This window comes from Amycolatopsis orientalis (assembly GCF_000943515.2).
GTDB classification, from domain to species: Bacteria; Actinomycetota; Actinomycetes; order Mycobacteriales; family Pseudonocardiaceae; genus Amycolatopsis; species Amycolatopsis orientalis.
On record NZ_CP016174.1, the window covers coordinates 6,641,201 to 6,654,062 of the forward strand.

A 12,862-nucleotide genomic window follows, 5' to 3' on the forward strand; every position below is an offset into this window, starting at 1 on the left:
GATCAATCGACTCCAGCGCGTACACAAGCGATCGCGAATACCCTAATCGGAGAAGGCCCGATGCGGTGTCACTGAAACGGGTGGACCTTCGTTCGCGACCGGGAACAACCGGTCACCGTGACAGGTTGGCTAGAGTCGGAACCACCCGCTCCCGCCGCAAAGGAAGACAGCGTGCCCCACTACGACCTGGTGATCGTCGGTACCGGATCGGGTAACTCGATCCTCGACCCGCACTTCGCGGACTGGAACACGGCGATCGTGGAGAAGGGCACGTTCGGCGGCACCTGCCTGAACGTGGGCTGCATCCCGACGAAGATGTTCGTGCACGCCGCCAACGTCGCGGCCACCCCCGCGTCTTCGGCGAAGTTCGGCGTCGACGAGGAGCTGACCGGGGTACGCTGGCGCGATGTCCGCGACCGGATCTTCGGGCGGATCGACCCGATCGCCGCCGGTGGACGCGAGTACCGCGTCCAGCACGAGGACAACAAGAACGTCACCGTGTACGAGGGCGAAGGCCGCTTCACCGGCCACAAGGAACTCCAGGTCAGCTACCCCGACGGCCGCCCGGCCGAGACGATCACCGCCGACCGGTTCGTCCTCGCCGCCGGCGGGCGCCCGGTGATCCCGGACATCCCCGGCCTCGCCGAAACCGGCTATCACACCTCCGACACGGTGATGCGGCTCGACGAGCTGCCCGCCGGGATCGTGATCCTCGGCGGCGGCTACATCGCGGCCGAGTTCGCGCACGTCTTCGCCTCGTTCGGGGTGAAGGTGACCGTGGTCAACCGGTCCGGCGCGCTGCTGCGTTCCGAGGACGACGACGTCAGCGCCCGGTTCACCGAACTGGCCGCGCAGCGGTTCGACGTCCGGCTCGACCGGAAGACCGTCCGCGCCCGCAAGACCGCTTCGGGAATCGCCCTGGACCTCGAAGGCCCCCAAGGCGCCGAAACCGTCGAGGCCGACGTGCTGCTGGTCGCCACCGGCCGCACGCCGAACTCCGACATCCTCGACGTCGCCGCCACCGGCGTGACCACCGGCGAGCGCGGGCACGTCGTGGTCGACGAGTACCAGCAGACCGTGGTCGACGGGATCTACGCGCTCGGCGACATCTCGTCGACTTTCGAGCTGAAGCATGTCGCGAACCATGAGCAGCGCGTCGTGCAGCACAACCTGCTGCACCCGGACGAGCGGATCGAGGCCGACCACCGGTTCGTCCCGCACGCGGTGTTCACCTCGCCGCAGGTCGCTTCGGTCGGGCTCACCGAACGCGAGGCGCGCGAGCGCGGCGTGTCGTACGTGACGTCGCACCAGGACTACGCCGGTATCGCCTACGGCTGGGCGATGGAGGACACCACCGGCTTCGCGAAACTGCTCGCCGACCCGGCCACCGGGCAGCTGCTGGGCGCGCACATCATCGGCCCGCAGGCGTCGTCGGTGATCCAGCCGCTGATCCAGGCGATGAGCTTCGGTCTCGACGCGAAGAGCATGGCGCGCGGGCAGTACTGGATCCACCCGGCGATGCCGGAACTGGTCGAGAACGCGCTGCTGAACCTGCCGCTGGACTGAACGCTCCGCGCCCGCCCGCCGCGTTCAGTCCTCTGAACGCGTCGGTGTGTCATGAGGGGTCCCCATAGGACGAAATTCGTCCCATGGGGACCCCTCATGACACTTCAGATGACGCGTCCGCAGTTGCGGGCCCCGTTCCGCACCGCGAGTTCGCTCACCGCGTCCATCCGGGTGTCCGAGATCCCCATCAAGGTGGCCGAGCGGGCCCCGTTGTTCAGGAACCGCTCGCCCGCCTCGACGTACCGGTGGACGGCCACCAAGAACTCCTCCCGCGCCGATGCCGCCCCTCCCGGCACCGTGCGGACCCCCGTCGCCCCCCTGAGGATGTCCTTGGCCTCGTCCACCCTCGTCGCGACGAAGTGCTCCCACTTGCGCTGCTCCGTCGCGACGTCCCCCTCCGGGTCCGGCCAGTAGTGCTGGATCGCACTGCTCTCCGTTCCCACCTGTACGCACACCCGGTCCACGGCGCGGTAGAACTCGGACGGCGAGGCCGCGGCCGCGGGCCGTGACGGCGCCAAGACGACGCACACCGCCGCGAAGCAGGCCAGAGCCGTCCCGTACGCCAGTTCCTCCACCACGCCGACCCCCAGAACCGAGTTTTTGAACAGGTTCAACTCACTCAGGGTATGGCTCGGCCCGGCGTGGGGTCAAGAAGTTTTTTGAACGCGTTCAGACGAAGCGGCGACGTCCGGCGAAGGCGCCGAAGGTCATCTGCGCGGCGAAGACCGCGAGCATCATGATCCAGGGCACGGTCCAGCCGTGGGTGAGATCGTGGAGCAGACCGAACAAGAACGGTCCGACGGCGGCCATCAGGTAGCCGATGCCCTGCGCCATCCCGGACAGCCGGGCGGTGTCCGCGCCGGTGCGCGCCCGCAGCGCGATCACCGTCAGCGCGAGGGAGAAGACGCTCATCCCGAGCCCGATGAGCACGCACCAGAGCAACGGCGAGGCGGCCGGGGCGACCATCATGCCCACCATGCCGACGAAGCCGAAGACGCCCAGCCCGACGATCCACGGGCTCTGGCTGCGGTGCCGCGCGGCCATCGGCGCCACCACGAGACTGATCGGGACGGCGATGAGCGAGATCAGCCCGAGCAGCAGGCCCGAGTCACCCTTGCTCACGCCGGCGTCGATCATCACTTCCGGCAGCCAGCCCATCACGACGTAGGCCAAAAAGGCCTGAGTGCCGAAGAAAAGCGTGACCATCCACGCAAGCGGGCTGCGCAGGAGCGATCGCCCGCTACCCTGCTTTCCTGCCTCCGTGACGGGAGCACGCCCCGAACCGCGGGCTGCGAGAATCCAGACGAGGAGTGCGAGCACCGCCAGTACCGACCAGGCGCCGAGACCTTGGCGCCAGCCGCCGAACGCGTTCTCCAAGGGAGGGGTGAGCGCGGACCCCAGGGCGCCTCCGCCCTGGAGAGCGGCGGTGTACACGCCGGTCATCATGCCGACACGTGCCGGGAAGGAGTCCTTGATGACGACTGGGATCAACACGTTCGCCAAGGCGATCCCGGCCGTGGCGACCAGGGTTCCGCCGAGTACCACGTACGGCCCGTCGATCACCCGCAGCACCAGGCCGACGGCCAGGACCGAGAGCGCGGTCGCGATGGCCACGCCCATCCCGAACCGGCGGGCCAGCGCGGGAGCGGCGAAGCCCGCGGCGGCGAAACAGAGGCCAGGGAGCGTGGTGAGCACGCCGGCCCAGGTCGCGGTCGCGCCGAGGTCGTCGCGCATCTCGCCGAGGATCGGGCCGACACTGGTGATCGCCGGGCGCAGGTTGAGGGCGACCAGGATGACCGCGACGCCGAGCAGGACACCGCCGGTGATCACTCCCGGCCGCCATTCCGTCTCGATCGAGCCTTCGAGTTCAAGACGCTCGTCGAACGGGGAAACGGATTCTCGGGAGTCGACACGCACGTCGGCTAGTATCACATACATAGGATGATTGGATGAAGGGACAACGCTGTGCCATTGGCCACCACGCGCCGTGCCGGCCTGGTCGATCAGGTCATCGAGCAGCTGCGTGACGCCGTCACGCAGGGAGAATGGCCCATCGGGCAGCGGATTCCGACCGAACCGGAGCTGGCTGGACAGCTCGGTGTCGGGCGCAACACCGTCCGGGAGGCCGTCCGTGCGCTCGCGCATACGGGGCTGCTCGAGGTCCGGCAAGGCGACGGCACCTACGTGCGGGCGACCAGCGAGGTCTCGGGCGCGATCCGGCGGCTGTGCGGTTCGGAGCTGCGCGAAGTCCTGCAGGTGCGGCGGATCCTCGAAGTCGAAGGGGCCCGGCTCGCGGCCGTGTCGCGGACCGAGGAGGAGGTCGCCACCCTCCGGGAGCTGCTCGCCCGCCGCAACGAGGAACTGCGGGAACGCCACTGGGAGGATTTCGCCCGCCTGGACGCGGAATTCCACTTCGCCGTCGTCCAAAGTGGACATAACACCCTGCTGACGGAGATGTACCGCGGCCTCACCGAGGTGATCACGGCCAGCGTGGCGGCGACGTCGAACGTGACGCCGGGACGCGAATACCTGCCGGAGATCGGCCACGAGGGGCTCGCCGAGGCCATCGCCGACGGCGACGCCGACCGGGCGGCCACCGAGGCATGCGGCTTCCTCGACGAACTCCTCGCGAGGGTGGAGCGAGAAGAGGACTGAGCAGGTGCTCGTGAGTGGTAATGAGGGTTCTAACCGTCATTACCACTCACGAGGCGGTTACGGCAGGGTGAGGATCTCCGCGCCGTCCTCGGTCACCACGAGGGGGTGCTCGAACTGGGCGGTCCACTTCTTGTCCTTGGTGGTGACGGTCCAGTCGTCGGCCCAGATGTCGTAGTCGATGGTGCCGAGGGTGATCATCGGCTCGATCGTGAAGGTCATGCCCTGCTCGATGATCGTGTCGACCGACGGCTCCTCGTAGTGCAGGACGGTCGGCGCGGTGTGGAACGCCGGGCCGACACCGTGACCGGTGAAGTCGCGGACGACGCCGTACCCGAACCGCTTCGCGTACGCCTCGATGACGCGGCCGATCACGTTGAGCTGCCTGCCCGGCCGCACGGCCTTGATGGCCCGCATGGTCGCCTCACGGGTGCGCTCGACCAGCAGCCGCGCCTCCTCGGAGACGTCACCCGCCAGGAACGTCGCGTTGGTGTCGCCGTGGACGCCACCGATGAACGCGGTGACGTCGATGTTGCAGATGTCGCCGTCCTCGATCACCGTCGAATCCGGGATGCCGTGGCAGATCACCTCGTTGAGCGAGGTGCAGCACGACTTCGGGAAGGCGCGGTAGCCCAGGGTCGACGGGTAGGCGTGGTGGTCCAGCAGGAACTCGTGGATCACCTTGTCGATGTCGTCCGTGGTCGCGCCGGGTTTGACGGCCTTGCCGCCCTCCTCCAGCGCCTGCGCCGCGATCCGGCCCGCGACGCGCATCGCCTCGATCACCTCGGGCGTGCGGACCCCGTTGCCCGTGTCGCGTTTCGGTGCCGGCCTGTCGACGTACTCGGGGCGGGCGATGCTGGCGGGGACGACTCGCCGCGGCGTCTGGACGCCGGGCTTCAAGGGGGCACGAACGGACATGCACCCAGCCTACGACCTGCTCGCTACCCGAGTCCCGCCAGGAAGCGCTGCGCGGTCTCGACCGCGGGTTTGGACGTCCCCCCGTCGGTGACCAAGACCGCGAACGCCAGGTCACCGGTGTAGCCGACGAACCAGCCGTGCGCATGCGTCCCGTCGCCGAACTGGGCGGTCCCGGTCTTGCCGCGCACTTCGGGCAGGGGCTTGAGCAGGGTCGCCGTACCCTCGGTGACGACTTCGCGCATCATGCCCCGGACGGCGTCGAGCACCTCCGGCCGGATCGGCTTCCCGAGGCCGGACGACGTCGCTGCCATCCCCCGCACCAGCGTCGGCACCGGGATCTTCCCGGACTGGACGGTCGCGGCGGCGACCGCGAGGCCGAACGGGCTCGTCACGACGGTCCCCTGGCCGAATCCGTTCTCGGCGCGCTGCGCGACGGTGTTCGCGGGCGGCGCCGAACCGGTGATCGTGGTCACGCCGGGGATGACGAAGTCGGCCCCGATACCGAGATCCCGGGCGGCGTCGGTCAGGGCCGCGGGCGGGAGATCCGTCGCGAGCTTCGCGAACGTCGTGTTGCACGATTTGGCGAACGCCTTCGACAGCGGGACGACGCCGAGGGCGAACTTGCCCTCGTTCGGCACCGTCCGGTTCTCGAAGGTGGCCGTGCCGGGGCAGTCGACCGGGCTGCTCGCCTGCACCGAACCCGCGGACAGGGCCGCGACGGCGGTGGCGATCTTGAAGGTGGAGCCCGGCGGGAACCGGCCGCTGAGCGAGATCGCGCCCTGCGCGTCGGCCGGGGCGTTCTGTGCCACGGCGAGGAGTTCACCGGTGGACGGCTGGATCGCGACCAGCGCGGACGCCGTCGGGACCGGCGCGAGCGCCCGCTCCGCCGAACCCTGTGCCTTCACGCTGAGCGTGCTGACGACCGCCGGCGCCGGTTTGGGCTGTTCGCTGTACAGGTCGGCGATCTCGCCGCCGCTCACGTCGAGCGTGACGACGCGCCAGCCCGCCGCGCCGTCCACCTGATCCTCGACGAGCGAGCGGACGGCGGGCAGCACCTGCTTCCCGAAGTTCTTGTCGTCGGGCAGCAGCCTGTCCTGCTGACTGAACCGGACCCCGGGCAGGTCGTAGATCTCGGGTTTCACCTGCTGGTAGTCGGCCGCCCGCAGGATCATCACCGGATACCCGGCCCCTGGTTTGACCGTCTTCACCCCGTCGCGGATCGACTGACCGGTCACCGACGCTTCGAACCGGTTGAGCGCGGCACCGAGCTTGTCGGAGACCGCCGTCAGATCTCCCGCCTTCGCCGGGTCGAGCACCACGCTGACGACGGTCTGCGGGCGCAGCAACGGCAGCCCGTCGCGATCCAGCACCGGCGCGAGGTCCGGCGGCTCGGATTTCAGCGCGATCGTCTGCTGCGCGGCCAGCTGCGGATGGAGCACGGTCGGCAGCCACCGCACCTTCCAACCGTCCTGAGTGGAGTGCACCTGCGCGTCGGCCTGGTACGTCCAGACCCGGCCGCGAGGGAGATTCCAGGTGAGCCGATAGGTCGCCGTCCCGTCGTCCGCTCCGGACGAGTGCCGCACCTTCGTTTCGGCGACCTTGATCGACTCCGGGGAAAGCGCTCTCCGCGCCATCTCCACCGCGGACCGCGCGGCGTCCGGCGAATCGGTGAAGAAGGCAGCGGCGGCGGTGTCACCGGAAGAGAGTCCGTTGAGGAAGCCGCTGATGGCGTCGTCGGGGCCGGAATCGGCGAACAGACCGCAGCCGGCGGCCGCAAGGCCCACCACCCCCGCGAGCACGACGACGGCGAAACGACGACCTGCTGGCATGCACCGGATCCTGCCAGTACCGGCGGGTTCCGACCGGACGCAACGCCGATCCCGGCAGTGGCTAGAACAGAACCGTCGCGTACTGCCCGACCTGCTGGAAGCCGATCCGGCGGTAGGCGGCGAGGGCAGGGCTGTTGTAGGCGTTGACATACAGGCTCGCGGTGCGGTTCATCCCGCGGACGAGCCTGGTCACGACCGACGCCGTGCCCGCCGTGCCGAGTCCGGCGCCACGGCGTTCCGGATGCACCCAGACACCCTGGATCTGCCCGACCGTCGAGGACATCGCCCCGATCTCGGCCTTGAAGACGACCTCGCCGTCCTCGAACCGCGCGAACGCGCGACCGGCGGCGATCAGTTCCGCGACGCGCGCCCGGTAACCGGCGCCGCCGTCGCCGTGGCGGGGGTCGACACCGACTTCTTCGATGAACATGGCGATCGCGGAGGGAAGGTACTTGTCGAGTTCTTCCGGGCGCACCGCGCGGACCAGCGGATCGGAGGCCACGGACGGGATCCCGTCGAGCGCCATCAGCGGCTGGTCGTGCCGTACTTCGCGGGCGGGCCCCCATTCCGGCTCGAGCTCGTCCCACAGACCGAGTACCTGTTCGGCCGGGCCGACCAATGAGGAACAGCTCCGCTGGCGGCGCAGGGCGCGATCGGCGAAGGAGCGCAAGGCGGAGGCGTTGCCGCGCAACGGGATCAGGTTCGGCCCGGAGAAGCACAGGCCCTGGAGCCTGCCCGCGCGCACGGGACGGGAATCGGCGGCCCAGAGCTCACCACCGAGCCGCCAGGGGTCGAGACCCGCCGTCTCCACCCTGGCACTGACCATGCAGCTGCCGACCGGGTCTGCGGCGAGCGCGGCACGGACCGCCGGATAGTCCCGATCATCGAGCAGCCGTGCACCTGCAAGCCGCAACACCACTCCAGGGTGCCAGATGAGCGCCGTAAACGGAACGCAAGCTTTACGACACGCTGAGAGAAGCCTGGCTGGTCGGGGTGCTCAAGTGCGGTGAAGGGGACCTTCACGTCCTCGGTTTGGCTCCCCCGGATGTTATGAACGGGACTTTCATTGCAAAATTTGCAATGAAAGTCCCGTTCATAACATGGTCTCGACCAGTCGGCCCCGTTCAGCCGACGGTGACGGTGGGCTCTCCCTCGCCGATCGTCTGGCCCGCCTCTTCGGCGATCCGCATGGCCTCTTCGATCAGCGTCTCGACGATCGCGTGCTCGGGCACGGTCTTGATGACCTCGCCCTTGACGAAGATCTGGCCCTTGCCGTTGCCCGACGCGACACCGAGGTCGGCCTCGCGCGCTTCACCGGGGCCGTTGACGACGCAGCCCATGACCGCGACGCGCAGCGGGACCTCCATGCCCTCCAGGCCGGCGGTCACCTGCTCGGCGAGCGTGTAGACGTCCACCTGTGCGCGGCCGCACGACGGGCAGGACACGATCTCGAGCTTGCGCTCCTTGAGGTTCAGCGACTGCAGGATCTGGATCCCGACCTTGACCTCTTCCACCGGCGGCGCGGACAGCGAAACGCGGATGGTGTCGCCGATGCCCTGGCGCAGCAGCGCGCCGAAGGCCACGGCCGACTTGATGGTGCCCTGGAACGCCGGGCCGGCCTCGGTCACGCCGAGGTGCAGCGGGTAGTCGCACTGTTCCGCGAGGATCTCGTACGCGCGCACCATGACCACCGGGTCGTTGTGCTTCACGGAGATCTTGACGTCGTGGAAGTCGTGCTCGGCGAACAGCGACGCCTCCCACAGCGCGGACTCGGCCAGCGCCTCCGGGGTCGCCTTGCCGTACTTGTCCATGATCCGCTTGTCCAGCGAACCCGCGTTGACGCCGATCCGGATCGGGGTGCCGTGGTCCTTCGCGGCCCGCGCGATCTCCTTGACCTGGTCGTCGAACTTGCGGATGTTGCCCGGGTTCACCCGGACCGCCGCACAACCGGCCTCGATCGCGGCGAAGACGTACTTCGGCTGGAAGTGGATGTCGGCGATCACCGGGATCTGCGACTTCTTCGCGATCGCGGGCAGCGCCTCGGCGTCGTCCGCCGACGGGCACGCGACCCGCACGATGTCACAGCCCGCCGCGGTCAGCTCGGCGATCTGCTGCAGGGTCGCGTTGACGTCGGAGGTGAGCGTGGTGGTCATCGACTGCACCGAAATCGGGTGCTCGCTGCCGACGCCGACCGACCCGACCTGCAGCTGTCGGGTCTTACGACGCTCGGAGAGGACGGGAGGAGGAAGCGCTGGCATACCAAGAGCGACAGTCACGCCTTCAAGCGTACCTACCCCGATCGGCGGACACGCACGACGTCAGCCGTCACGGTGAGCAGCATTACCTGGGCAGCCCAACGGTCCTGACAGCGCGCTCCGTAATCGGGGCCGCCCGTCACTGGAACAGCTTGACCGGGTTCACGATGTCGGCGGTGACGGTGAGCAGGGTGACCGCGCCGCCGATGAAGACGAGCACCATCGTGACCGCGGAAAGCTTCGTGTAGTCGACCGGACCACCCGCCGCCTTGCCCCGCAGCTTCCGGAACCAGTCCCGGACCCGCTCGTACCAGACGACCGCGATATGCCCGCCGTCGAGCGGGAGCAGCGGCAGCAGGTTGAACACGCCGATGAAGAAGTTCAGGCTCGCCAGCAGCAGGACGAAGATCTCCCACAGACCGCGCTCGGCGGCCTCGCCACCGATACGGCTGGCACCGACCACGCTGACCGGGGGGTTCGGGTCGCGCTCGCCGCCGAAGATGGAGTCCACCACCGCCGGGATCCGCGACGGGAACTCGATCAGCCGCTGGGCGGTCTCGGAGAACATCGTGCCGGTGAAGCTGAGCGTCCCGCCGATCGCGTCGACCGGGCCATAGGTCAGCAGGGCCGGCGCGGTGTTCTGGACCGGCGAGGCGCCGATCATGCCGACGTCCTTGACGATGGTCTTGTTGGAGCCGTCGGCGACCAGGCGCTGCACCCTCGGCACGTCCACGGTCAGGTCGAGCCGCTGCCCGTTCCGCTCGACCACGAACGGCGTCGGGCCACTCGCGACCTGGACGGCCGCGAGCATTTCGCGCCAGGTCTTGATCGGTTTGCCCGCGACGGAAACCACCTTGTCGCCTGCCTGGAGCCCGGCGGTCTTCGCCGGAGTCGGGGCACCCGGCGGGCAGGAGGTGTCGTTGAGCTGCTCCATGGTGGTGGCCGCGCGGGCGCACGACGTGGCGCTGATCACGGCCTCGGTGGGAGCGGCCTGCGCGGCCGGGTTCGGCAGGCCCATGGTCACGGCCATCAAGTAGAGGATGATGAAGCCGAGGATGAAGTGCATCGCCGAGCCCGCGGACATGACGACGGTGCGCTTCCAGGTCTTGAAGCGCCACATCGCGCGCTTCGACTCGTCCGGGGTGACCTCGTCGAGCGCTGTCATGCCCGCGATGTCACAGAATCCGCCGAGCGGGATCCACTTGAGACCGTATTCGGTCTCGCCGCGGCGGAAGGAGAAGATCGTCGGCCCGAAGCCGATGAAGTAGCGCCGGACCTTCATGCCGAAGGCCTTGGCCGCCCACATGTGACCGGCCTCGTGCAGCGCGACCGACAGGCAGATGCCCAGCGCGAACAGCACGATCCCGAGAATGAAGACCACGCGCTACTTCCCCTTACCGATCAGCGCACCGGCACGCGCGCGAGCCCAGCGCTCGGCAGCAAGTACGTCGTCCACGTCGCGAGGCTCGCGACGCCATTCGTCGGCGGCTTCCACCACCTGGGCAATAGTGTCCACAATCGAGGTGAAGCCGGTGTTCTGTGCCAGGAAAGCGGCGACCAACTCCTCGTTCGCCGCGTTGTACACCGCCGGGACGCAGCCACCGACGGTCCCGGCGTGCCTGGCCAGCTCGACCGCGGGGAACGCCTCGTTGTCCAGCGGCTCGAAAGTCCAGCTCGCGGGCTTGTCCCAGACACACGCGGCCGCGGCACCGGGGACACGGTCCGGCCAGTGCAGGGCCAGCGCGATCGGCAGCCGCATGTCGGGCGGGCTGGCCTGGGCGATCGTCGAGCCGTCCACGAACGTCACCATCGAGTGAATGATCGACTGCGGGTGGACGACCACGTCGATGCGGTCGGTCTCGATGTCGAACAGGAGCTTCGCCTCGATCAGCTCCAGCCCCTTGTTGACCAGGGTGGACGAGTTGATCGTGATGAGCGGCCCCATCGACCAGGTCGGATGCGCCATGGCCTGCTCGACGGTGACGTCGGCCAATTCAGCGCGCTTGCGGCCGCGGAACGGCCCGCCGGAGGCGGTGAGGACCAACCTGGCGACCTCGGCCTCGCGACCGGCGCGCAGGGCCTGGGCGATCGCCGAATGCTCAGAGTCGACCGGGACGATCTGGCCGGGCTTGGCCGCGGCCAGCACGAGCGGCCCGCCCGCGATCAGCGACTCCTTGTTGGCGAGCGCCAACGTGGCGCCGGTGGCGAGTGCGCGCAGGGTCGGTGGGAGCCCCTGTGATCCGGGGAGCGCGTTGAGGACGACGTCGACCGGGGTGGTGTCGATCATCTCGATGACCGCGTCGGCCCCGGCGAAGATGCGGGGCAGCTTGAAGTCGCCGCTGGAGTAGCCGCGCTTCTGCGCCTCGGCGTACAGCGCGAGTTGCAGGTCTTCCACGGCCGTCGGCCTGCTGATGGCCACGGCGTCGACCTGGTGCGCCAGGGCCTGCGCGGCCAGCGCGGCGGGGTCGGAGCCGCCCGCGGCGATCCCGGCGACCCGGAACAGCCCCGGGTTACGGGCCGCGACGTCGAGGGCCTGGGCGCCGACCGAACCGGTCGAACCGAGCACGAGCACACTTCGCGAGGTAGTCATCGGGGGTCATTGTCGCGCGGGCCCCGTCGGGCGCGTGCAGCCAGGTGTGGGATCATTCGCGGGCAAGCGAACCATCGGGTTTTGAGGAGTTGATCGTGGCGAGCAAGGCGGTCGAAAAGCGCGGCCGGGTGGGCGTCGACACCGTTGACCCCCGCGACGAGCCGTCGGCCGAGTGGGGCTGGCACGGTTCCTTCCCGAAGGCGACGCGGATCGCGGGCTGGCTGACCGCGATCATCCTGCTGGTGATGCTGTACGGCAACCACCACGGCTGGACCGAGAACCTGTGGCTGATCGGCCTGTCGCTGGCGGTCATGTTCACGCTGGTGCTGGACATCCGCAAGCAGCGCACCGCCTGGCGCAAGTAGCTCCTCCACGGCTTCACCGGCCCCCGTTCTCCTGCGAGGACGGGGGCCAGTTGCCGTTCTGGGCCCACAGCTCGTTGACGATCACGACCGCGTCGGCGGCCTCGACCCCGTAGCGATACCGGTACTTCGCCGCCGGCCGCTGGACCGCCGCGGCGACGTCCCCGATGGCGGCGGTGTTCCACGAGTCGTTCGGGAAGAACTGGCGCATCACGGCGAGGAACCTGCCGGTCGCCCAGACCGGGTCGGTCCGCTGTTCGAAGGAACCCCAGCTCGCGCGCTGCTGGAAGAGCCCGACCGAGTCGCCCATCCCGCCGTCGAGGTTGGCGATACTCGACTCGACGATCACCGTCGCGATCGCGATGGCCGCCGCGCGATCGTTGAAGCCCGATCTCTGGACGGTGTCGACGATCACTCTGGCGCACGACGTGTTGTACGGGTTCATGTAGCCGCGCATCTTGGCGCCGAGCTGCTGATTGAGGATTTTGGCGGCGTCCCCGTCGTCGGCCGACGCGCCCGCCTGGGCACAGGGCAGGGCGATGTGCTCGACCTGGTCGGGCCGGATCTCGGTCGGCGGGAGGAGGACGAGCGAGAGGGCGAGGTACGCGGCGGTGAACATGCGGCTCCGTTGGTCGTGAGTGGCGATTCGTGTTCTAACCCGAATCGCCACTCACGACCACCTGGACCGCC

The 12,862-nt window shown here is 68.9% G+C and carries 12 protein-coding genes; 3 read left to right on the forward strand and 9 right to left on the reverse strand.

Annotated features, from left to right (window positions below; all coding sequences use genetic code 11):
* The first annotated feature begins 171 nt into the window (after window positions 1–171).
* On the forward strand, window positions 172–1,566 hold the full coding sequence (locus SD37_RS28665; protein WP_044850841.1) for a mycothione reductase: 1,395 nt from the start codon (window positions 172–174) through the stop codon (window positions 1,564–1,566).
* 104 nt (window positions 1,567–1,670) lie between these two features.
* On the opposite strand, the gene SD37_RS28670 is transcribed toward SD37_RS28665, so the two are convergent.
* Window positions 1,671–2,180 carry a hypothetical protein gene (locus tag SD37_RS28670; RefSeq protein ID WP_236725138.1) on the reverse strand — a complete coding sequence of 170 codons (510 nt, stop codon included), beginning with the start codon at window positions 2,178–2,180 and terminating at the stop codon, window positions 1,671–1,673.
* Between the two features lie 55 nt (window positions 2,181–2,235).
* Window positions 2,236–3,483, reverse strand: coding sequence for a CynX/NimT family MFS transporter (locus SD37_RS28675; protein WP_044850843.1), 1,248 nt, complete (start codon window positions 3,481–3,483; stop codon window positions 2,236–2,238).
* Between the two features lie 48 nt (window positions 3,484–3,531).
* On the opposite strand from SD37_RS28675, the gene SD37_RS28680 reads away from it, so the two are divergent.
* The gene (locus SD37_RS28680; protein ID WP_044850844.1) at window positions 3,532–4,221 is read left to right on the forward strand and encodes a FadR/GntR family transcriptional regulator; all 690 of its coding nucleotides are present in this window, start codon (window positions 3,532–3,534) and stop codon (window positions 4,219–4,221) included.
* Window positions 4,222–4,278: 57 nt separating this feature from the next.
* On the opposite strand, the gene map is transcribed toward SD37_RS28680, so the two are convergent.
* From map to dxr, 6 genes are all read right to left on the reverse strand, one after another.
* Complete coding sequence (gene map / locus SD37_RS28685) at window positions 4,279–5,136, reverse strand: type I methionyl aminopeptidase (protein ID WP_065913004.1); 858 nt, start codon at window positions 5,134–5,136, stop codon at window positions 4,279–4,281.
* A gap of 23 nt (window positions 5,137–5,159) precedes the next feature.
* On the reverse strand, window positions 5,160–6,965 hold the full coding sequence (locus tag SD37_RS28690) for a penicillin-binding transpeptidase domain-containing protein (RefSeq protein ID WP_044850846.1): 1,806 nt from the start codon (window positions 6,963–6,965) through the stop codon (window positions 5,160–5,162).
* 61 nt (window positions 6,966–7,026) lie between these two features.
* Window positions 7,027–7,881, reverse strand: coding sequence for a GNAT family N-acetyltransferase (locus SD37_RS28695; RefSeq protein WP_044850847.1), 855 nt, complete (start codon window positions 7,879–7,881; stop codon window positions 7,027–7,029).
* Window positions 7,882–8,089: 208 nt separating this feature from the next.
* Window positions 8,090–9,241 carry a flavodoxin-dependent (E)-4-hydroxy-3-methylbut-2-enyl-diphosphate synthase gene (gene ispG, locus SD37_RS28700; protein WP_044850848.1) on the reverse strand — a complete coding sequence of 384 codons (1,152 nt, stop codon included), beginning with the start codon at window positions 9,239–9,241 and terminating at the stop codon, window positions 8,090–8,092.
* Between the two features lie 118 nt (window positions 9,242–9,359).
* On the reverse strand, window positions 9,360–10,601 hold the full coding sequence (locus SD37_RS28705; protein WP_065913005.1) for a M50 family metallopeptidase: 1,242 nt from the start codon (window positions 10,599–10,601) through the stop codon (window positions 9,360–9,362).
* 3 nt (window positions 10,602–10,604) lie between these two features.
* Window positions 10,605–11,810, reverse strand: coding sequence for a 1-deoxy-D-xylulose-5-phosphate reductoisomerase (dxr, locus tag SD37_RS28710; RefSeq protein WP_044850850.1), 1,206 nt, complete (start codon window positions 11,808–11,810; stop codon window positions 10,605–10,607).
* 95 nt (window positions 11,811–11,905) lie between these two features.
* On the opposite strand from dxr, the gene SD37_RS28715 reads away from it, so the two are divergent.
* Window positions 11,906–12,175, forward strand: a complete 270-nt coding sequence (locus tag SD37_RS28715) for a DUF2631 domain-containing protein (RefSeq protein ID WP_044850945.1) — start codon at window positions 11,906–11,908, stop codon at window positions 12,173–12,175.
* Window positions 12,176–12,188: 13 nt separating this feature from the next.
* Here SD37_RS28715 and SD37_RS28720 read toward each other — a convergent pair whose 3' ends face one another.
* A complete protein-coding gene (locus SD37_RS28720) occupies window positions 12,189–12,791 on the reverse strand; it encodes a hypothetical protein (protein WP_044850851.1) in 603 nt (200 codons plus the stop codon).
* Window positions 12,792–12,862: the final 71 nt, after the last annotated feature.

Coding starts and splice junctions, on each gene's coding strand:
- SD37_RS28720 (WP_044850851.1), bottom strand. CDS start 12,791: ATGTTCACCGCCGCGTACCTCGCCCTCTCGCTCGTCCTCCTCCCGCCG.
- map (WP_065913004.1), bottom strand. CDS start 5,136: ATGTCCGTTCGTGCCCCCTTGAAGCCCGGCGTCCAGACGCCGCGGCGA.
- SD37_RS28690 (WP_044850846.1), bottom strand. CDS start 6,965: ATGCCAGCAGGTCGTCGTTTCGCCGTCGTCGTGCTCGCGGGGGTGGTG.
- dxr (WP_044850850.1), bottom strand. CDS start 11,810: ATGACTACCTCGCGAAGTGTGCTCGTGCTCGGTTCGACCGGTTCGGTC.